Source organism: Aquipseudomonas alcaligenes, from assembly GCF_003205495.1.
Taxonomy (GTDB): domain Bacteria; phylum Pseudomonadota; class Gammaproteobacteria; order Pseudomonadales; family Pseudomonadaceae; genus Aquipseudomonas; species Aquipseudomonas alcaligenes_B.
This window is the reverse complement of record NZ_QJRX01000002.1, coordinates 464,068-483,060: the sequence shown is the minus strand read 5'-3', so window position 1 is coordinate 483,060 and position 18,993 is coordinate 464,068. Positions and strand designations below refer to the sequence as shown.

Below are 18,993 nucleotides of genomic sequence, written 5' to 3'. Positions count from 1 at the left end.
ATGCCCCAGATGGACCCGGAGTTGTTTGACCGCGGCCAGTTCCAGGCGGAACTGGCGCTCAAGTCCAGCCCCATCGCCGCCTTCAAGAAGGCCCTCAAGCAGGCGCGCGAAGTGCTCGACGCGCGCTTTCGCGAGGGCCGCGACATCCGCCGCCTGGTCGAGGACCGCGCCTGGTTCGTCGACCAGATCCTGCAGGAGGCCTGGAAGCGCTTCGACTGGAGCGAGGACGCCGACATCGCCCTGCTGGCCGTCGGCGGCTACGGCCGTGGCGAGCTGCACCCCTACTCCGACATCGACCTGCTGATCCTCCTCGACAGCGCCGACCACGAGACCTTCCGCGAGCCCATCGAGGGCTTCCTCACCCTGCTCTGGGACATCGGCCTGGAAGTCGGGCAGAGCGTGCGCAGCGTGGCCGAATGCGCGGAAGAGGCGCGCGCCGACCTGACGGTGGTCACCAACCTGATGGAAAGCCGTACCATCGCCGGCCCCGAACACCTGCGCCAGCGCATGCAGGAGGTCACCGCCAGCGACCGCATGTGGCCGAGCAAGGAGTTCTTCCTGGCCAAGCGCAAGGAAGCCAAGGCGCGCCACGCCAAGTACAACGACACCGAGTACAACCTGGAACCCAACGTCAAGGGCTCGCCTGGCGGCCTGCGCGACATCCAGACCATCCTCTGGGTGGCCCGCCGCCAGTTCGGCAGCCTCAACCTGCACTCCCTGGTGCAGCAGGGCTTTCTGGTCGACAGCGAGTACGGCATGCTGGCCTCCAGCCAGGAGTTCCTGTGGAAGGTGCGCTACGCCCTGCACATGCTCGCCGGGCGCGCCGAGGACCGCCTGCTGTTCGACCACCAGCGCAAGATCGCCGCCCTGCTCGGCTTCGAGGATGGCGACGGCCGCCTGGCCGTCGAGCGCTTCATGCAGAAGTACTACCGGGTGGTGATGGGCGTCGCCGAGCTCTCCGAGCTGATCAACCAGCACTTCGAGGACGTCCTGCTGCGCGAGGGCGAGCGCGGCCCGGCGCAGCCGCTGAACAGCCGCTTCCAGGTGCGCGACGGCTATATCGAGGTGACCAGCCCTGGCGTGTTCAAGCGCACCCCCTTCGCCATCCTCGAAGTCTTCGTGCTGATGGCCCAGCACCCCGAGATCAAGGGCGTGCGTGCCGACACCATCCGCCTGCTGCGCGACAGCCGCCACCTGATCGACGACGACTTCCGCCGCGACATCCGCAACACCAGCCTGTTCATCGAGCTGTTCAAGTCGACCCAGGGCATCCACCGCAACCTGCGGCGGATGAACCGCTACGGCATCCTCGGCCGCTACCTGCCGGAGTTCGGCCACATCGTCGGGCAGATGCAGCACGACCTGTTCCACATCTACACGGTGGACGCCCACACCCTCAACCTGATCAAGCACCTGCGCAAGCTGAAATGGCCGGAGCTGGCGGAGAAGTTCCCGCTGGCCAGCAAGCTGATCGACAAGCTGCCCAAGCCCGAGCTGATCTACCTGGCCGGGCTCTACCACGACATCGGCAAGGGCCGCGGCGGCGACCACTCCGAGCTCGGCGCGGTGGATGCCGAGGCCTTCTGCGTGCGCCACCAGCTGCCCAGCTGGGACAGCCGGCTGATCGTCTGGCTGGTGCAGAACCACCTGGTGATGTCGACCACCGCCCAGCGCAAGGACCTCTCCGACCCGCAGGTGATCTTCGACTTCGCCCAGCTGGTCGGCGACCAGACCCGCCTGGACTACCTCTACGTGCTGACCGTAGCCGATATCAACGCCACCAACCCCAGCCTGTGGAACTCCTGGCGCGCCAGCCTGCTGCGCCAGCTCTACACCGAGACCAAGCGCGCCCTGCGCCGCGGCCTGGAGAACCCGCTGGACCGCGAGGAGCAGATCCGCCAGACGCAGAGCGCGGCGATCGACATCCTGGTGCGCGGTGGCATCGATCAGGACGACGCCGAGCAGCTGTGGAGCCAGCTCGGCGACGACTACTTCCTGCGCCACAGCGCCGCCGACGTGGCCTGGCACACCGAGGCCATCCTCCAGCACCCGGCCGGCAAGGACCCGCTGGTGCTGATCAAGGAGACCGCCCAGCGCGAGTTCGAGGGTGCCACGCAGATCTTCATCTACGCCCCGGACCAGCACGACTTCTTCGCCGTGACGGTGGCGGCCATGGACCAGCTCAACCTGAACATCCACGACGCCCGGGTGATCACCTCCACCAGCCAGTTCACCCTGGACACCTACATCGTGCTGGACGCCGATGGCGGCCGTATCGGCGACAACCCGGCGCGCATCAAGCAGATCCGCGACGGTCTGGTGGAAGCGCTGAAGAACCCCGACGAGTACCCGGCGATCATCCAGCGCCGCGTGCCGCGCCAGCTCAAGCACTTCGCCTTCGCCCCGCAGGTGACCATCCACAACGACGCCCAGCGCCCGGTCACCGTGCTGGAGATCACCGCCCCGGACCGCCCCGGCCTGCTGGCACGGATCGGCAAGATCTTCCTCGACTTCGACCTGTCGCTGCAGAACGCCAAGATCGCCACCCTCGGCGAACGGGTGGAAGACGTGTTCTTCATCACCGACGCCGCCAACCAGCCGCTGTCCGACCCGGAACTCTGCGCCCGCCTGCAGGAGGCCATAGTGCGCCAGCTGTCGCAGGCCAACGGCGAGTCCCTCGGCGTCGGCGCCATCAGCATCTGAACCACGCAAGAGCCCCCATGAACCACGCCCTGACCCAGCTGCAGCCCTACCCCTTCGAGAAACTGCGCGCCCTGCTCGCCGGCATCACCCCCCCGGCGGACAAGCGGCCGATCGCCCTGTCCATCGGCGAGCCCAAGCACAAGTCGCCGGACTTCGTGGCCCAGGCCCTGGCGGACAACCTCGACCAGCTGGCCGTCTACCCCACCACCCTGGGCCTGCCGGCCCTGCGCGAAGCCATCGCCGCCTGGTGCGAGCGCCGCTTCGGCGTGCCGGCCGGCTGGCTGGACGCCGCCCGCCACGTGTTGCCGGTCAACGGCACCCGCGAGGCGCTGTTCGCCTTCACCCAGACCGTGGTCAACCGCGAAGCCGCGGGCCTGGTGGTCAGCCCCAACCCCTTCTACCAGATCTACGAGGGCGCGGCCCTGCTCGCTGGCGCCGAGCCGCACTACCTGCCGTGCCGCGAGGAGAACGGCTTCAACCCGGACTTCGACGCGGTACCGGCCGCGGTCTGGCAGCGCTGCCAGATCCTCTTCATCTGCTCGCCGGGCAACCCCACCGGTGCGCTGGTACCCATGGAGCAGCTGAAGAAGCTGATCGCCCTGGCCGACGAGCACGACTTCGTGATCGCCGCCGACGAGTGCTACAGCGAACTGTATTTCGACGAGGACAACCCGCCGCCCGGCCTGCTGTCCGCCTGCGTCGAGCTGGGTCGCAGCGATTTCAAGCGCTGCGTGGTGTTCCACAGCCTGTCCAAGCGCTCCAACCTGCCGGGCCTGCGCTCCGGCTTCGTCGCCGGCGACGCCGACATCCTGAAACCTTTCCTGCTGTACCGTACCTACCACGGTTGCGCCATGCCGGTGCAGACCCAGCTGGCCAGCATCGCCGCCTGGAACGACGAGGCCCACGTGCGCGCCAACCGCGACCAGTACCGCGCCAAGTACGACGCGGTGCTGGACATCCTGCAGCCGGTGCTGGACGTGCAGCGCCCGGACGGCAGCTTCTACCTGTGGGCACGCACCCCGGGCGACGACGCCGAGTTCACCCGCCAGCTGTTCGCCCGCGAACACGTCACCGTGGTGCCGGGCTCCTACCTGTCGCGCGAGGTGCATGGCGAGAACCCCGGCGCCGGGCGCATCCGCATGGCCCTGGTGGCCCCGCTGGCCGAGTGCATCGAGGCCGCCGAGCGCATCCGCGCCTTCGTTCAAGGATTGTGAGAAAGACCATGAGCATCACCCTCTACGGCATCAAGGCCTGCGACACCATGAAGAAGGCCCGCAGCTGGCTCGACGAGCACGGCGTGAGCTACCACTTCCATGACTACAAGAGCGCCGCCATCGACCGCGACCGCCTGCACAAATGGTGCGCCGAGCATGGCTGGCAGACCGTGCTGAACCGCGCCGGCACCACCTTCCGCAAACTCGACGAGGCGCAGAAGGCCGACCTGGACGAGGCCCGCGCCATCGAGCTGATGCTGGCCCAGCCCTCGATGATCAAGCGCCCGGTGCTCGACCTGGGCGACCGCACCCTGGTCGGCTTCAAGCCCGAACTCTATTCCGCCGCGCTGGCCTGAGGCCGCGCCCCACCCCACTTGGTAAAAGGAACACGACATGAGCAGCAAACTCTTCAGCCTGGCCTTCGGCGTCGGCACCCAGAACCGCCAGGGCGCCTGGCTGGAAGTCTTCTACGCCCAGCCCCTGCTCGACCCGGCCGCCGAGCTGGTCGCCGCCGTGGCGGCCAAGCTGGGCTACAGCGGTGGCAACCAGGCCATCGCCATCAGCACCAACCAGGCCGGTGAACTGGCCAACGCCATCAAGGGCATCGATGCCACCCAGGCCGCCCTGCTCACCCGCCTGGCCGAGAGCCATCGGCCGCTGGTGGTCACCCTGCTGGCCGAAGACGCCGCGCTGACCTCCACCCCCGAGGCCTACCTCAAGCTGCACCTGCTGTCGCACCGCCTGGCCAAGCCGCACGGCCTGAACCTGACCGGTATCTTCCCGCTGCTGCCCAACGTGGCCTGGACCAGCCAGGGCGCCGTCGACCTCGGCGAGCTGGCCGAGCGCCAGCTGGAAGCCCGCCTGAAGGGCGAGCTGCTGGAAGTGTTCTCGGTGGACAAGTTCCCCAAGATGACCGACTACGTGGTGCCGGCCGGCGTGCGCATCGCCGACAGCGCCCGCGTGCGCCTGGGCGCCTACATCGGCGAAGGCACCACGGTGATGCACGAGGGCTTCGTCAACTTCAACGCCGGCACCGCCGGCCCGGGCATGATCGAGGGCCGCGTCTCCGCCGGCGTGTTCGTCGGCAAGGGCTCGGACCTGGGCGGCGGCTGCTCGACCATGGGCACCCTGTCCGGCGGCGGCAACATCGTCATCAGCGTCGGCGAAGGCTGCCTGATCGGCGCCAACGCCGGCATCGGCATCCCGCTGGGCGACCGCAACACCGTGGAGTCCGGCCTGTACGTCACTGCCGGCACCAAGGTGGCCCTGCTCGACGAGGCCAACAACCTGGTCAAGGTGGTCAAGGCACGCGAACTGGCCGGCCAGCCCGACCTGCTGTTCCGCCGCAACTCGCAGACCGGCGCGGTGGAGTGCAAGACCAACAAGACCGCCATCGAGCTCAACGAGGCGCTGCACGCGCACAACTGATCGCATGAGACGACAGACAGGCCGGGCCCATGCCCGGCCTGTCTATTTATACTCAGCACATTTCCCAGCAGTGCCGCAGACCATGCCTACCACCTCTCCCTGGCGCGCCGACTTCCCCGGCATCCTGGCCCTCGCCGCCGAGGGCCAGACCTACCTGGACAGCGCCGCCACCGCGCAGAAGCCGCAGGCCATGCTGGACAGCCTGCTCGGCTACTACGCCGGCGGCGCGGCCAACGTGCACCGCGCCCAGCACCTGCCCGGCGAACGCGCCACCCGCGCCTTCGAGGCGACCCGGGCCAAGGCCGCGCGCTGGCTGAATGCCGCCAGCGTCGATGAGATCGTCTTCACCCGCGGCACCACGGAGTCGCTCAACCTGCTGGCCTACGGCCTGGAGCACCTGTTCCAGGCCGGCGACCGGATAGTCGTCAGCGCCCTGGAGCACCATGCCAACCTGCTGCCCTGGCAGCAGCTGGCCGAGCGGCGCGGCCTGGAGCTGAGGGTGCTGCCCCTGGATGACCATGGCCAGGTCGACCTCGACCAGGCTGCCAGCCTGATCGACCCGCGCACCCGCCTGCTCGCCGTGTCGCAGCTGTCCAACGTGCTGGGGCGCTGGCAGCCGCTGGCCGAACTGCTCACCCTGGCCCGCGCCCGGGGCGCCCTGAGCGTGGTGGATGGCGCCCAGGGCGTCGTGCACGGTCGCCAGGATGTGCAGGCGCTGGGCTGCGACTTCTATGTCTGTTCCGCGCACAAGCTCTACGGCCCGGAGGGCGTCGGCCTGCTCCATGGCCGCCAACAGGCGCTGCAGAGGCTGCGCCACTGGCAGTTCGGCGGCGAGATGGTGCTGCAGGCGGACTACCAGCATGCCCACTTCCGCCCCGCGCCCCTGGGTTTCGAGGCCGGCACTCCGCCGATCGCTGCCGTCATCGCCCTGGGCGCCACGCTGGACTACCTGGCCGGGCTGGATGCCGAGGCCGTCGCCGCCCATGAGGCGGCCCTGCATGCCGAGCTGCTGGCAGGCCTGAGCAGGCGCGATGGCTTGCGTCTGCTGGGGGCGCCGCAGGTGGCGCTGGCCAGCTTCGTGGTGGCCGGCGTGCACAGCGCCGACCTGGCCCACCTGCTCACCGAGCAGGGCATCGCCGTGCGCAGCGGCCATCACTGCGCCATGCCGCTGCTGAAAAGCCTCGGCCTGCCCGGGGCGATTCGCGTATCGCTGGGTCTGTACAACGATGGCGAGGACCTCGCGCGCTTCTTCGCCGCCCTCGACAAGGCCCTGGAGCTGCTGCGATGAGCCTGCCGGCCGCCGCCCACGAGGCCCTCGACGCCTTCGCCGCCTGCCCTGGCTGGGAACAGCGTGCGCGCCTGCTGATGCAGTGGGGCGAGCGCCTGCAGGCGCTGAGCGAGAGCGAACGCAGCGAAGCCAACCGGGTGCACGGCTGCGAGAGCCAGGTCTGGCTGGTGGCAGAACGGCAGGATGGACACTGGCGTTTCCGCGCCAGCAGCGATGCGCGGCTGATCCGCGGCCTGCTGGCCGTGCTGCTGGCGCGCATCGACGGCCTGGACGCCCAGGCACTGGCCGAGCTGGATCTGCCGGCCTGGTTCGACCAGCTGGGCCTGGCCCGCCAGCTCTCGCCCTCGCGCAGCAACGGCCTCAACGCCGTGCTGCAACGCATGCGCGAGCTGGCCGGCTAGGGCGCGCCCGGGCGCCAGCGGTCCGGGTCGCCGGTGTACAGCGCACGCTGCAGGCTGCGCAGGTCGCCGCGCTCGGCAAACCGGGCCAGCTCGCGGTTGAAGCGCAGCAACAGTGCCTCGGCCTGCGGGTCGCCCTTACGGAACAGCAGGCGCAGCGGCTCGGTGTTGAGGAAGCGCGGATGGTGAGTGATGGCCCTGCGCTCACGCTCGGAGAACAGCCGCCTGAGCATGGCGTAGCCGACCGCGCGGTCCTGCGGGTGCAGGTCGACGCGGCCCAGCGCCAGCAGGCGAAAGGCGGTGTCCTCCTTGCTGTTCTGCTCGACCTGCAGCTGCCCGGCCTGCTGCGCCTGGTCGAACTGCGGCCCGTAGGAATAGCCGAGGGTGGTGGCGACCCGGTAGGGGCCGAGGTCCTCGATGCGCTGCCAGTCGAACGGCAGGTCCTTGCGGTGGAACAGGACGATCTCACCGCGCACCAGCGGTTCGCTGCACACGCCATAGTCCAGGCGCATCGGGCTGCAGCTGTAGGGCATGATGGCGTCCAGCGCGCCCTGCTGCAGCATCAGCACGTTGCGGTCCCAGGGGTAGAAGGAATACTCGACCCGGTAGCCGGCCGCGGCGAATACCGCACTGACCAGCCGAGCCAGGGCACCGCCATCGGCACGCTGCTGGTCGACGTAGGGCACCCAGTCGCCGGTGCCGATGCGCACCACCGGCTCGGCCGCGACCAGGCCAGCCAGCGCCAGAGCTGCCAGCAGCAGCCAGCGCAGTGGCGAACGACGGAGCGGAACGGACATGGGCACCTCACGACTGGGGCCGTCAGCCCCTACAGCTTAGCCCGCCGACCTCAACCGCGCTGACGCTGGGTCAGGCCGCGCAGGAAGTTGCGCAGCAGCTGGTCGCCGCAGGCGCGGTAGTTCTTGTGCTCGGGGCTGCGGAACAGCGCACCGAGCTCGGCCTTGGTCATCGGCAGGTCGGCGGCGTGGAGGATCTCGTGCAGGTCGTCGTCGCGCAGCTCGAAAGCCACCCGCAGCTTCTTCAGGATGATGTTGTTGGTCAGGCGCTTCTCCACCGGCAGCCGCGGACGGCTGTCGTCGCGGCCACGCCGGTGGAACACCAGGCCATCGAGGAAGTGCGCCAGCACCTCGTCGCTGCAGGGCTGGAAGCCGTCCTCGTCCTCCTTGCGGAGCAGGGCCGCCACCGTCTCGGGCGCCAGCTCGTAGTCGGCCAGCCGGCAGATCGCGGCCAGCTGGGCATCGCTGATATCCAGCAGGTAGCGCAGGCTGCGCAGCACGTCGTTGTTGTTCATCAAAAGGCACTCGAATGCGCCGGGCGGCGCGGGAAGGAAAATACGTTCAGGCGGGTTGGCCCGCCCGTTCGGACGGCCGCCGCGCACCGGCCACCAGCTTGTCGACGATGCGCGCGGCGGCAGCCATGCCGAAGCTGGCGGTGACCATCGTCACCGCGCCGAAGCCACCGGCGCAGTCGAGCTTGACCCCCTCGCCGACGAAGCCCTTGGCCTGGCACACGCTGCCGTCCGGCTTGGGGTAGCGCAACTGCTCGGTGGAGAACACGCAGGGCACGCTGTAGCTGCGCCCCGGCGTGCGCGAGAAACCGTAGTCGCGGCGCAGGGTGCTGCGCACCTTGGCCGCCAGCGGGTCGTTGAAGGTCTTGTTGAGGTCGGCGACCTGGATCTGCGTCGGGTCGATCTGCCCGCCGGCGCCGCCGGTGGTGACGATCTGGATCTTGCGCCGCTTGCACCAGGCGATCAGCGCGGCCTTGGCCGCCACGCTGTCGATGCAGTCGAGAACGCCGTCGAGCTGCTCGGTGATGTACTCGGCCATGGTCTCGCGGGTGACGAAGTCGGCCACCGGATGAACCTTGCACGCCGGATTGATGGCACGGATGCGCGCGGCCATCTCGTCGACCTTGGCCTTGCCCACGGCGCCCTCGACGGCATGCACCTGGCGGTTGGTGTTGGTGATGCATACGTCGTCCAGGTCGAACAGCGAGATCTCGCCCACGCCGCAGCGCGCCAGGGCCTCGGCCGCCCAGGAGCCGACGCCGCCGATGCCGACCACCGCCACATGGGCCGCGGCCAGGCGTTGCAGGCCCTCGCGCCCGTAGAGCCGGGCTATGCCACCGAAGCGCTGTTCGTCTGCCATCTCGTCGCACCTTCAGAATTCGGCCGGCATTATACGACCCTGGCCCGGCGCACGCTTCTATAGTGCAAGGACGCTCCGCGTGGAGTTCGCCATGCGCAACTTCAGCTACTACAACCCGACCCGCATCCTGTTCGGCGCCGGGCAGATCGCCAGCCTTGGCCAGTTGATTCCCGCCGACAGCCGGCTGCTGGTCACTCACGGTGGCGGCAGCATCCTGCAGAACGGCGTGTGGCAGCAGGTCGAGCAGGCCCTGGCCGGGCACTGGCTCAGCCGCTTCGCCGGCATCGAGGCCAACCCGCAGTACGCCACCCTGCTGCGCGCCGTGGCCCAGGCCCGCCGCGAGCACTGCGACTTCATCCTCGCCGTCGGCGGCGGCTCGGTGATCGACGGCAGCAAGTTCATCGCCGCCGCCCTGGCCTACCCCGGCGAGCCCTTCGACCTGCTCTGTGGCACGCCGATCCGCCGCGCCGTGCCGCTGGGCTGTGTAGCGACCCTGGCCAGCGGGTCGGCCAGCACGCCCCACGGCGAACTGTGCCACGCCGGGCTGCAGGCGCGCCTGGGCTTTTCCAGCCCCTGCCTGCAGCCACGCTTCGCCATTCTCGACCCCTGCGCCACCTTCAGCCTGCCGCCCCGGCAGATCGGCAACGGCGTGGTGGCCGGCTTCGGTCATGTCCTGCAGCAGTATCTCGCCCAGTCCGACGGCTGCCCGCTGCAGGAGCGCCAGGCCGAGGCCCTGCTGCTGACCCTGCTGGAGCTCGGCCCGCGGGCCCTGGCCGAACCCGGCGACTATGCCGTGCGGGCCAACCTGCTGTGGTGCGCCAGCCAGGCGCTGCAGGGCCTGGCCGGCATGGTCGCGGCGCCGGACGATGGCCTGCGCCAGCTCGGCCAGGCGCTCAGCCTGCTCTACCACCTGGAGCCGGCGCAGGCCCTGGCGGTGCTGCTGCCGGCCTGGCTCGACGCACAGCGGGCGCAGCGCCAGGCCAGGCTGCTGCAGTATGCCGAGCGGGTCTGGAGCCTGCGCCTGGGCAGTGCGCAGCAGCGCATCGAGGCTGCCATTGCCGCCAGCGCCGGCTTCTTCAAGCACATGGGCATGCTCACCCGCCTGTCCGAGCACGGCCTGGACGCCGAGGCGATCTTCCAGATGCTGGACTACCTGCGCGGCCAGGGGGCGCAGGAGGCCGCACTGGAGCAGCATGAACGCCTGCTCCTGCAGGCCCTGTGAGCCGCCCCGGGCGGCGGGCCCGGCGGCGCTATACAGGCCGGCGGCCGCGGAGTAGCATGCGCGCCGACCGGCGTCCGCCGGCATCTTCTCCAGCCCATTCGAAACAGCCATGCCAACGCGCAAACTCGGACTCAATCTGGTGGTCATCGTGGCGGTCGCCGCCCTGTTCACCGGCCTCTGGGCGCTCTACAACCGCCCGGTCAGCGCCCCGGACTGGCCGGAGCAGATCTCCGGCTTCTCCTACTCGCCCTTCCGTGCCGGGCAAAGCCCGATGGCCGGCACCTACCCCAGCGACGCGCAGATCCGCGCCGACCTGGAGCTGCTGAGCCGGCACACCGACAACATCCGCACCTATTCGGTGGACGGCAAGCTGGCCGACATCCCGCACCTGGCCGAGGAATTCGGCCTGCGCGTAACCCTCGGCGTGTGGATCAGCAACGATCTGGAGCGCAACGAGCGCGAAATCGCCAAGGCCATCGAACTGGCCAACGAGTCGCGCAGCGTGGTGCGGGTCACCGTGGGCAACGAATCGCTGTTCCGCGAGGAAGTCGAGGTCGAGGAGCTGATCGGCTACATCGATCGCGTACGTGCGGCGGTCAAGGTACCGGTGAGTACCTCCGAGCAGTGGCACATCTGGCAGGAAAACCCCGAGCTGGCCAAGCACGTCGACCTGATCGCCGCGCACGTGCTGCCCTACTGGGAGTTCGTGCCGATGGAAGACTCCGGCGACTTCGTCCTGGAGCGCGCCAAGGACCTGAAGAAGCTGTTCCCGAAGAAGCCGCTGCTGCTCTCCGAAGTCGGCTGGCCGAGCAACGGCCGCACCCGCGGCGGCGCCGAGGCGGACCAGGCCGAGCAGGCCATCTACCTGCGCACCCTGGTCAACTCGCTGAACGCCAAGGGCTACAACTACTTCGTCATCGAGGCCTTCGACCAGCCGTGGAAGGCCAGCGAGGAAGGCTCGGTAGGCGCCTACTGGGGCGTGTACAACCTCGACCGCCAGCCCAAGTTCGCCTTCGAGGGGCCGGTGGTGGCCATCCCGCAATGGCGCCTGCTGGCCGTGGCCTCGGTGGTCATGGGCCTGCTGGCACTGGCGCTGATGCTGATCGACGGCTCGGCCCTGCGCCAGCGCGGGCGTACCTTCCTGACCTTCGTCGCCTTCGTCGGCGGCTCCGCCCTCGTGTGGATCGCCTACGACTACAGCCAGCAGTACAGCACCTGGTTCAGCCTGACCGTCGGCGGCCTGCTCGGCATCGGCGCGCTGGGGGTGTTCATCGTCCTGCTCACCGAGGCCCACGAGCTGGCCGAGACGGCCTGGACCCGCACCCGCCGCCGGCACTTCCTGCCGGTGCTGACCGACACCGCCTACCGGCCCAAGGTGTCGATCCACGTGCCCTGCTACAACGAGCCGCCGGAGATGGTGAAGCAGACCCTGGACGCCCTGGCGGCCCTGGACTACCCGGACTACGAAGTCATCATCATCGACAACAACACCAAGGACCCGAAGGTGTGGGAGCCGGTGCAGGCCTACTGCGAGCAGCTCGGCCCGCGCTTCCGCTTCTTCCATGTGGCGCCCATCGAGGGCTTCAAGGGCGGCGCGCTGAACTACATCCTGCCGCATACCGCGCCGGATGCCGAAGTGATCGCAGTGATCGACTCCGACTACTGCGTCGACCGCAACTGGCTCAAGCACATGGTGCCGCACTTCAGCGACCCGAAGATCGCCGTGGTGCAGTCGCCGCAGGACTACCGCGACGGCGACGAGAGCAGCTTCAAGAAGCTCTGCTACGCCGAGTACAAGGGCTTCTTCCATATCGGCATGGTCACCCGCAACGATCGCGACGCGATCATCCAGCACGGCACCATGACCATGATCCGCCGCAGCGTGATGGACGAGCTGAAGTGGGCCGACTGGACCATCTGCGAGGACGCCGAGCTGGGCCTGCGCGTGTTCGAGAAGGGCTATTCGGCCGCCTATGCCCACCAGAGCTTCGGCCGCGGCCTGATGCCCGACACCTTCATCGACTACAAGAAGCAGCGCTTCCGCTGGGCCTATGGCGCCATCCAGATCATGAAGGGCCACGCGCGCAGCCTGTTCCGCGGCGAAGGCTCGCAGCTGACCCGCGGCCAGCGCTACCACTTCATCGCCGGCTGGCTGCCGTGGATCGCCGACGGCCTGAACATCTTCTTCACCATCGGCGCCCTGCTCTGGTCGGCCGGCATGATCATCGTGCCGCAGCGGGTCGACCCGCCGCTGCTGATCTTCGCCATCCCGCCGCTGGCGCTGTTCTTCTTCAAGTTCGGCAAGATCATGTTCCTCTACCGCAAGGCGGTGGGCGTCGACCTGGTGCGCTCGTTCCAGGCCGCCATCGCCGGCCTGGCGCTGTCCCACACCATCGCCAAGGCGGTGCTGTACGGCACCTTCACCAAGACCATCCCGTTCTTCCGCACGCCGAAGATGGCCAGCAACCACGGCATCCTGGTGGCCCTGGCGGAGGCCCGCGAGGAAGTCTTCGTGATGCTCCTGCTGTGGGGCGCGGCCATCGGCATCAGCTGCGTGCAGGACATCGGCAACGCCGACGTGAAGTTCTGGGTCGCCACCCTGCTGGTACAGTCCCTGCCCTACCTGGCCGCCCTGATGATGGCCCTGCTGTCGTCGCTGCCCAAGCCGCCGCCGCAGAACGCCGAGGAAGCGGCCGGCGCGGCCTGAGCGTCACGGCCCGAGCGCAACGGCGGCGCAGCGTCCACGGACCCTGCGCCGCCGTTTTGCTTTAGAATGGCGGCCTTTTCGCCCACCGCCGTACCGGAGCCGCAATGACCACCCTCTCCCCCACCCTCGAACTGGCCTGCGACCTGATCCGCCGCCCCTCCGTGACCCCGGTCGACGAAGGCTGCCAGGAGCTGATGATGCGCCGCCTGGCGGCAGTCGGTTTCGAGGTGGAGCGCATGCGCATCGAGGAAGTGGAGAACTTCTGGGCCCGGCGCGGCGGCGAGGGCCCGGTGCTGTGCTTCGCCGGCCACACCGACGTGGTGCCGACCGGCCCGCTGGAGGCCTGGCAGTACCAGCCGTTCGACGTGCGCGTGGACGAGCAGGGCATGCTCTGCGGCCGCGGCGCGGCGGACATGAAGGGCAGCCTGGCGTCGATGGTCATCGCCGTCGAGCGCTTCGTCGCCGACCACCCCAACCACAAGGGCGCCATCGCCTTCCTCATCACCAGCGACGAGGAAGGCCCGGCCCAGCACGGCACCAAGGCCGTGGTCGAGCGCCTGCGCGAGCGCGGCGAGCGCCTGGACTGGTGCATCGTCGGCGAACCCTCGAGCACCAGCCTGCTCGGCGACGTGGTGAAGAACGGTCGCCGCGGCTCCCTCGGCTGCACCCTCACCGTGCGCGGCAAACAGGGCCATGTGGCCTACCCGCACCTGGCGCGCAACCCCATCCACCTGGCCGCGCCGGCCCTGGCCGAACTGGCCGCCGAGCACTGGGACGACGGCAACGCCTACTTCCCGCCGACCAGCTTCCAGGTGTCCAACCTCAATGCCGGCACCGGCGCCACCAACGTCATCCCGGGCGAACTCAAGGCGGTGTTCAACTTCCGCTTCTCCACCGAGTCGACGGTCGAGGGCCTGCAGCAGCGCGTCCGCGCCATCCTCGACAAGCACGGCCTGGACTACGACCTTGACTGGGCCCTGTCCGGCCTGCCCTTCCTCACCCAGCCGGGCGAGCTGCTCGACGCCGTGGCCGCCAGCATCAAGAGCGTCACCGGCCGCGAAACCACGCCCTCCACCTCGGGCGGTACCTCGGATGGGCGCTTTATCGCTACTTTGGGCACCCAGGTAGTCGAGCTGGGCCCGGTCAACGCCACCATCCACCAGATCAACGAGCGCGTGCTGGCCAGCGACCTGGATCTGCTCACCGAGGTCTACTACCAGACCCTGGTGAAATTGCTGGCATGAGCCTGACCTGCCCCATCTGCCAGGAGCCGCTGAGCCCGACGGGCAGCGGCCTGGCCTGCAGCAACCGGCACAGCTTCGACCGGGCCCGCCAGGGCTACTACAACCTGCTGCCTGTGCAGCACAAGAACAGCCGCGACCCCGGCGACAACCAGGCCATGGTCGAGGCGCGCCGGCGCTTCCTCGATGGCGGCCACTACGCCCCACTGGCCCGCCGCCTGGCCGAACTGGCCGCCGAGCGCGGCCCGCGCAGCTGGCTGGATATCGGCTGCGGCGAGGGCTACTACACCGCGCAGCTCGCCGAACGGCTGCCGGATGCCGACGGCTACGCCCTGGATATCTCCCGCGAGGCGGTGAAACGTGCTTGCAAGCGCGCCCCGCAGCTCAGCTGGCTGGTGGCGAGCATGGCCCGCGTGCCGTTGAGCGATGCCAGCTGCGACCTGCTGGCCAGCGTGTTCAGCCCGTTGGACTGGCAGGAAGCGCTGCGCCTGCTCAGTCCTGGCGGCGGCCTGCTGCGCATGGGCCCGACCCGCGCGCACCTGATGGAACTGCGCCAGAAACTGTATGACGAAGTACGCGACTACGACGACCAGAAGCACCTGGAGCTGATTCCGCCGGGCATGCACCTGGCCCACAGCGAGACCCTCAGCTTCCCGCTGCTGCTGGCCGGCGCCCAGGCCCGCGCCGACCTGCTGGCGATGACTCCGCACGGCTGGCGCGCCAGCGCCGAACGCCGCGCCGCGGTGATCGCCGAACCCTTCGAGGTGACGGTCGCCATCCGCTACGATTGGATCGAAAAGAACAAGGACTGAGCCATGCGCCAACCCGATATCGAGATCTACCTGAAGGACGCCGATCAGCAGGCGGTTGCCACCTGGCTGAGCGAGGCCATCGGTCCGTGCAGCGAATGGCGCCAGCAGGGCCAGACCTTCAAGTGCCATGCCGGCGATGTACCGGTGACCTGGCTGCCGAAAGCCGTGGGCAAGTGGCATAGCCTCTATCTGGAAAGCGACGCCACGCCCTGGGAAGATGACCTGGCCTGCGCCCGCGCCGCCTTCGCCGCGCTCGGCGTGCAGGTGCGCTGCGCCCCCGGCGGCTGGAGCGAGGAAGAAGCGGAAGAAGAGGCGGATCGCTGGATCAAGATCGACGCCGAGGGCGAGCAGGAGATCATCTGGCGCACCGATTGATCTCCCCTCTGCCACTTGTGGGAGAGGGACGGGGGAAAGGGAATTAACCTCCCGAAAAAGCAAAAGGCCCGTCGCTGACGGGCCTTTTGTTGTGTGTCGCGCTGGCCTCAGACCTTGGACACGTCTTCCGCCTGCAGGCCCTTCTGGCCCTGGATCACGGAGAACTCCACCTGCTGGCCTTCGACCAGGGTGCGATGACCTTCGCCACGGATGGCGCGGTAGTGGACGAACACGTCCGGACCGCTTTCGCGTTGAATGAAGCCATACCCCTTGGAATCATTGAACCACTTGACGGTTCCGACCTCACGATCAGCCATTACCACTTCCCTCGATTCTCGGTTTTGTTGTTGCCCTGGTGGGCTTCGACGGTTCGGCGCAAACGTTCTTCTTCTTCTTTCCGACCCCGGCCAAAACGAGCGTGGAGCGGTGTTCCGAATGGCGTCCTGATGCGACCGCATCGGGAGTATAAAACAAGCGTTCGGCTTGCCAAGGGATTTTTTCGGCCGTCTGCAGGCCCCGTGCTACAGGGCCTGCAGCGGTTTTACCTCAGTCCGCGGCGAGCACATCGGTCAACTTCTTGGCCAGGCTCTGGTACTGGTACGGCTCGATCCGATAGGCCCAGTCGCTGCGCCCCGGCAGCTCGCTGGCGGGCAGGTCGCTGCCCTGCTCCAGCAGCAGCCAGTGCTGGTCGCCCTGGCCATGCAGACTGCCCTTGAGCGTCTTGCCGGCGAAGGTGGACAGGCTGAACTGCAGCGCCGGCTTGTCCTCGAAGCTCAGCTGGGCCAGCGGTGCGGCGTCGGCGAAACGCAGGTCGGCGAAGAAGCGCGCCATGCCATCGGCGGCGCCGTCGAAGGCCAGACGCTTGCCCTCGGGCAGCTGGCGCACGCGCAGGTTGGCCTCCTCGGCCTTGTCGCGATAGAGGGTCAGGCGCTCGCCACCGGCGTGCCGCAGGTCCAGCTCGCGCACCGTGGCGAAGGGCACGGCGGCGACGCGGCGGTCCAGCCACTCCAGCTCGCTGGCCGGCAGCTCGATGCGCTGGCTGACCAGCCAGCTCTGCGCCTCGCCGGCCTGGCGCACCAGGTGCCCGTCACGCTGCCCGGGCTTGCCGATCAGCAGTTGCAGCGGCGGCTGCTCGCCGCGCTGCAGGGTCACCCGCACGGCCTGCTCCTCGGGGCTGCCCTGCTCGGCCAGGCCGAGGCGAGCGTAGAGTTCGGCATTGGCGGTACGCGGCTCGACCTTGCGCGCATCGCCCAGGGCCTTGAGCAGGGCAGCGACGGCGGCACGGTCGGCCGGGTAGTCGGCCTTGGCCGGCACCACCCAGGCCTGCTCACGGCGCTCCAGGCGCACCAGCGGCTGGCCGGCACGCTGGACCTCGATGGCCTGCACCTGCTCGGCCTGCAGCCCCGGCAGCCAGGCCTCGGCCTGCGCGGGCGCCGGCCGCTTGCTGACCTGGCTGGTGAAGTACCAGCTGGCCACCAGGGCCAGCGCCAGCACCGCCAGAACGAATAGGGTTTTGCGAGTCATGGTCTTGCTCTCCTCGCGGCAAGAGTCGGTATCGGAAACAGGCAGGCAGGGGAAAGGGCCAGGCCCTCTCCCCCGGGGGGCATCACGCGGCCTTGCGCCGGCGCCACAGCCACAGGGCCAGCACGCCGAGGGTCAGCAGCAGCGGTACCAGCAGGATGTTGGCCAGCTTGAGGGTGCGGCCCAGGGCCTCGATATCGGCATTCAGCTGGTAGCGCACCTCGCGCAGTTCCTTGCGGATGCGCACCTTCTCGGCGAGGAACTGCTGCACCGTGGCCTGCTGCTCGGGGGTCAGCTCCAGCGCCTTGCTCGGGTCCTGCTGCTGCAGGGCGGCGAGCTTCTGCTCGGTCTCGGCCAGGCGCTGCTGCAGGTCCTCCTCCTTGACCCGGAACTGCGCCTCGGCCTCGCGCTGCAGCGCCTCGACCACCTCGAACGGGCGGCTGAAGCGGCCGCGCGAACGCACGCTGATCAGCGCATCGCTGCCGGACAGGTTGTCCAGCGCGTTGATGGCGAAGCCGGCGTTGTCGGCGAACGGCTGCGGCACGCGCTGGCCGAAGAAGTCCTGCACCTGCACCCACATGCGGTCGCTGAGCAGGTCGGTATCGGCCACGGCGATCACGTTGATGTTCTCCGCCGACTTCAGGCCGTCCTTCTGCCCTTCGATGCCGTTCGGGTAGGCCGATTGCACCGGGCCGCTGATGCGCGCGGCGATGGCGTAGCGCTCGCCGGTCGGCTCCAAGTCGCGGATCAGCTCCTCCGGGTTGGCCAGCATGGACAGGCGCGTGGCGTCGAACGGCATGGCGTACTCGGAGCTCTGCAGCAGCGGCACGAACTGGGTCTTGGCGCCCTCGATCGGCTCGAGGATGCCACTGGTGGCGATATTGATGGTCTCCAGGCCGGCGGTGGCCACGTCGTCCTGGTTCAGCGCGCGCTGCGGCAGCGCCAGCCAGGCGGCATGCCGCGCCGGACGCTGGCCCTGGCCCATGCTCACCGACAGCGCGTAGGAACCGTCGCCGAGCACCTTGTCCGGCACCAGGCGCAGGCCCCAGGCCTTGAACAGCGGCTCCAGGTCACTGGCCTTGTCCAGCTGATCGCCCGGCATCACCGGCGCGGCGTTGTCCGCCTCGCTGAGCGGGTCGACGAACACCAGCAGCTTGCCGCCGCGCAGGACGAACTGGTCGATGGCGTACAGGGTCGCTTCCGGCAGGTTCTTCGGGTGCACCAGCAGCAGCACCGAGACCTCGTCCGGAATCTTGTCGATGCCGGCCTTGAGGCTGTCGATCTTGAACAGCTGGCGCACTTCCTCCATCACCATCCAGGGCGCCATCGGCTGGCGCGCCATCATGTCGAAGCCACCGTTGAGCTGCAGCCCGGAGAGCAGGCCGATCACCGGCCGCTGCGGCTTGGCCAGGCCCTGCACCAGCTGGCTGATCTGGTACTCGAGGAACTCCTCCTGGTCCAGCGGGAAGAACGGGATGATCTGCTTGTCGTCCACCGCGTTGGTGCCGGCCAGACCGAAGTAGATCTGCTCGCCGCCCTGGTTCGCCGGCACCGCCTGCAGGCCGAAGCCGGCGGCCTTGTCCTCGTCCTCGGAGAAGGGCTCGGGGTCGATGATGTGCAGCTTGATCTTGCCGCCCGCCGCGCGCTCGTAGGCCTTGAGCATCTCCGTCACGCGGGTGGCGTAGTTGCGCAGCACGGCGAGGTCGCGGGCGGCCTTGTCGGAGTAGAAGAAGTACAGGTTGATCGGCTCGTCCAGCTCGGCGAGGATGCGCTCGGTGCCCTCGGAGATGGTGTAGAGCTTCTGCTCGGTCAGGTCCAGGCGGGCATTGCCCAGGCCCAGCGCGGCCAGCATGTTGAAGGCCAGGAAGGCCACGGCGATCAGCAGCAGGCCGGCGCCGGAATACATCAGTTTCTTCATG

The 18,993-nt window shown here is 68.8% G+C and carries 17 protein-coding genes; 11 read left to right on the top strand and 6 right to left on the bottom strand.

The features are described 5' to 3' along the window. The 6 genes from DMO17_RS04990 to DMO17_RS04965 all read left to right on the top strand — a co-directional run bounded on the left by DMO17_RS04990 (position 1) and on the right by DMO17_RS04965 (position 7,034). Positions 1 to 2,703, top strand: coding sequence for a [protein-PII] uridylyltransferase (locus DMO17_RS04990; protein ID WP_110681268.1), 2,703 nt, complete (start codon positions 1 to 3; stop codon positions 2,701 to 2,703). 17 nt (positions 2,704 to 2,720) lie between these two features. Continuing rightward, the gene (gene dapC, locus DMO17_RS04985; RefSeq protein WP_110681265.1) at positions 2,721 to 3,917 is read left to right on the top strand and encodes a succinyldiaminopimelate transaminase; all 1,197 of its coding nucleotides are present in this window, start codon (positions 2,721 to 2,723) and stop codon (positions 3,915 to 3,917) included. 8 nt (positions 3,918 to 3,925) lie between these two features. Beyond that, the gene (locus DMO17_RS04980; RefSeq protein WP_110681263.1) at positions 3,926 to 4,273 is read left to right on the top strand and encodes an ArsC family reductase; all 348 of its coding nucleotides are present in this window, start codon (positions 3,926 to 3,928) and stop codon (positions 4,271 to 4,273) included. Positions 4,274 to 4,310: 37 nt separating this feature from the next. Beyond that, positions 4,311 to 5,345, top strand: coding sequence for a 2,3,4,5-tetrahydropyridine-2,6-dicarboxylate N-succinyltransferase (dapD, locus tag DMO17_RS04975; RefSeq protein ID WP_110681261.1), 1,035 nt, complete (start codon positions 4,311 to 4,313; stop codon positions 5,343 to 5,345). An 82-nt stretch (positions 5,346 to 5,427) separates the two neighbouring features. Next, a complete protein-coding gene (locus tag DMO17_RS04970; protein WP_110681259.1) occupies positions 5,428 to 6,633 on the top strand; it encodes an aminotransferase class V-fold PLP-dependent enzyme in 1,206 nt (401 codons plus the stop codon). Continuing rightward, a complete protein-coding gene (locus DMO17_RS04965) occupies positions 6,630 to 7,034 on the top strand; it encodes a SufE family protein (RefSeq protein WP_110681257.1) in 405 nt (134 codons plus the stop codon). The genes DMO17_RS04970 and DMO17_RS04965 overlap by 4 nt, the downstream gene beginning before the upstream one ends. Here DMO17_RS04965 and DMO17_RS04960 read toward each other — a convergent pair. From DMO17_RS04960 to tcdA, 3 genes are read right to left on the bottom strand one after another with little or no spacing between them, the layout of a single operon-like run. Next, positions 7,031 to 7,828, bottom strand: a complete 798-nt coding sequence (locus DMO17_RS04960; protein ID WP_181418734.1) for a substrate-binding periplasmic protein — start codon at positions 7,826 to 7,828, stop codon at positions 7,031 to 7,033. The two genes, DMO17_RS04965 and DMO17_RS04960, sit on opposite strands and share 4 nt — an antisense overlap. Before the next feature lie 50 nt (positions 7,829 to 7,878). Next, positions 7,879 to 8,340 carry a YehS family protein gene (locus DMO17_RS04955; RefSeq protein WP_110681256.1) on the bottom strand — a complete coding sequence of 154 codons (462 nt, stop codon included), beginning with the start codon at positions 8,338 to 8,340 and terminating at the stop codon, positions 7,879 to 7,881. 46 nt (positions 8,341 to 8,386) lie between these two features. Next, positions 8,387 to 9,196, bottom strand: a complete 810-nt coding sequence (tcdA, locus tag DMO17_RS04950) for a tRNA cyclic N6-threonylcarbamoyladenosine(37) synthase TcdA (protein WP_110681254.1) — start codon at positions 9,194 to 9,196, stop codon at positions 8,387 to 8,389. Between the two features lie 91 nt (positions 9,197 to 9,287). Between tcdA and DMO17_RS04945 the strand changes: the two genes are divergently transcribed. The 5 genes from DMO17_RS04945 to DMO17_RS04925 all read left to right on the top strand — a co-directional run bounded on the left by DMO17_RS04945 (position 9,288) and on the right by DMO17_RS04925 (position 15,553). Then, complete coding sequence (locus DMO17_RS04945) at positions 9,288 to 10,418, top strand: iron-containing alcohol dehydrogenase (RefSeq protein ID WP_110681382.1); 1,131 nt, start codon at positions 9,288 to 9,290, stop codon at positions 10,416 to 10,418. Between the two features lie 109 nt (positions 10,419 to 10,527). Continuing rightward, positions 10,528 to 13,125, top strand: a complete 2,598-nt coding sequence (locus DMO17_RS04940; protein WP_110681252.1) for a glycosyltransferase — start codon at positions 10,528 to 10,530, stop codon at positions 13,123 to 13,125. Between the two features lie 104 nt (positions 13,126 to 13,229). Beyond that, entirely contained in the window at positions 13,230 to 14,369 is a 1,140-nt protein-coding gene (gene dapE / locus DMO17_RS04935) for a succinyl-diaminopimelate desuccinylase (protein WP_110681249.1), read from the top strand. Continuing rightward, entirely contained in the window at positions 14,366 to 15,178 is an 813-nt protein-coding gene (locus DMO17_RS04930) for a putative RNA methyltransferase (protein WP_110681247.1), read from the top strand. Before dapE ends, DMO17_RS04930 begins: the two co-directional genes overlap by 4 nt. Before the next feature lie 3 nt (positions 15,179 to 15,181). Continuing rightward, complete coding sequence (locus DMO17_RS04925) at positions 15,182 to 15,553, top strand: hypothetical protein (protein WP_110681245.1); 372 nt, start codon at positions 15,182 to 15,184, stop codon at positions 15,551 to 15,553. A gap of 107 nt (positions 15,554 to 15,660) precedes the next feature. Here the strand turns inward: DMO17_RS04925 and DMO17_RS04920 are convergent, their stop codons facing one another. From DMO17_RS04920 to DMO17_RS04910, 3 genes are all read right to left on the bottom strand, one after another. Next, positions 15,661 to 15,870, bottom strand: coding sequence for a cold-shock protein (locus DMO17_RS04920; protein ID WP_043306963.1), 210 nt, complete (start codon positions 15,868 to 15,870; stop codon positions 15,661 to 15,663). Positions 15,871 to 16,099: 229 nt separating this feature from the next. Further along, positions 16,100 to 17,077 (bottom strand): DUF4340 domain-containing protein, encoded by a 978-nt coding sequence (locus DMO17_RS04915; RefSeq protein ID WP_110681243.1) that lies wholly within the window; start codon positions 17,075 to 17,077, stop codon positions 16,100 to 16,102. Positions 17,078 to 17,159: 82 nt separating this feature from the next. Next, complete coding sequence (locus DMO17_RS04910; RefSeq protein WP_110681242.1) at positions 17,160 to 18,992, bottom strand: GldG family protein; 1,833 nt, start codon at positions 18,990 to 18,992, stop codon at positions 17,160 to 17,162. Between the last annotated feature and the right edge of the window lies 1 nt (position 18,993).

What these genes read in the sequence shown, in the direction of transcription:
- DMO17_RS04940 (WP_110681252.1), top strand. Translation starts at nt 10,528, where the DNA reads ATGCCAACGCGCAAACTCGGACTCAATCTGGTGGTCATCGTGGCGGTC.
- DMO17_RS04920 (WP_043306963.1), bottom strand. Translation starts at nt 15,870, where the DNA reads ATGGCTGATCGTGAGGTCGGAACCGTCAAGTGGTTCAATGATTCCAAG.
- DMO17_RS04990 (WP_110681268.1), top strand. Translation starts at nt 1, where the DNA reads ATGCCCCAGATGGACCCGGAGTTGTTTGACCGCGGCCAGTTCCAGGCG.
- DMO17_RS04945 (WP_110681382.1), top strand. Translation starts at nt 9,288, where the DNA reads ATGCGCAACTTCAGCTACTACAACCCGACCCGCATCCTGTTCGGCGCC.
- DMO17_RS04970 (WP_110681259.1), top strand. Translation starts at nt 5,428, where the DNA reads ATGCCTACCACCTCTCCCTGGCGCGCCGACTTCCCCGGCATCCTGGCC.
- dapC (WP_110681265.1), top strand. Translation starts at nt 2,721, where the DNA reads ATGAACCACGCCCTGACCCAGCTGCAGCCCTACCCCTTCGAGAAACTG.
- tcdA (WP_110681254.1), bottom strand. Translation starts at nt 9,196, where the DNA reads ATGGCAGACGAACAGCGCTTCGGTGGCATAGCCCGGCTCTACGGGCGC.
- dapD (WP_110681261.1), top strand. Translation starts at nt 4,311, where the DNA reads ATGAGCAGCAAACTCTTCAGCCTGGCCTTCGGCGTCGGCACCCAGAAC.
- dapE (WP_110681249.1), top strand. Translation starts at nt 13,230, where the DNA reads ATGACCACCCTCTCCCCCACCCTCGAACTGGCCTGCGACCTGATCCGC.
- DMO17_RS04910 (WP_110681242.1), bottom strand. Translation starts at nt 18,992, where the DNA reads ATGAAGAAACTGATGTATTCCGGCGCCGGCCTGCTGCTGATCGCCGTG.
- DMO17_RS04955 (WP_110681256.1), bottom strand. Translation starts at nt 8,340, where the DNA reads ATGAACAACAACGACGTGCTGCGCAGCCTGCGCTACCTGCTGGATATC.
- DMO17_RS04965 (WP_110681257.1), top strand. Translation starts at nt 6,630, where the DNA reads ATGAGCCTGCCGGCCGCCGCCCACGAGGCCCTCGACGCCTTCGCCGCC.
- DMO17_RS04980 (WP_110681263.1), top strand. Translation starts at nt 3,926, where the DNA reads ATGAGCATCACCCTCTACGGCATCAAGGCCTGCGACACCATGAAGAAG.
- DMO17_RS04915 (WP_110681243.1), bottom strand. Translation starts at nt 17,077, where the DNA reads ATGACTCGCAAAACCCTATTCGTTCTGGCGGTGCTGGCGCTGGCCCTG.
- DMO17_RS04960 (WP_181418734.1), bottom strand. Translation starts at nt 7,828, where the DNA reads ATGTCCGTTCCGCTCCGTCGTTCGCCACTGCGCTGGCTGCTGCTGGCA.
- DMO17_RS04925 (WP_110681245.1), top strand. Translation starts at nt 15,182, where the DNA reads ATGCGCCAACCCGATATCGAGATCTACCTGAAGGACGCCGATCAGCAG.
- DMO17_RS04930 (WP_110681247.1), top strand. Translation starts at nt 14,366, where the DNA reads ATGAGCCTGACCTGCCCCATCTGCCAGGAGCCGCTGAGCCCGACGGGC.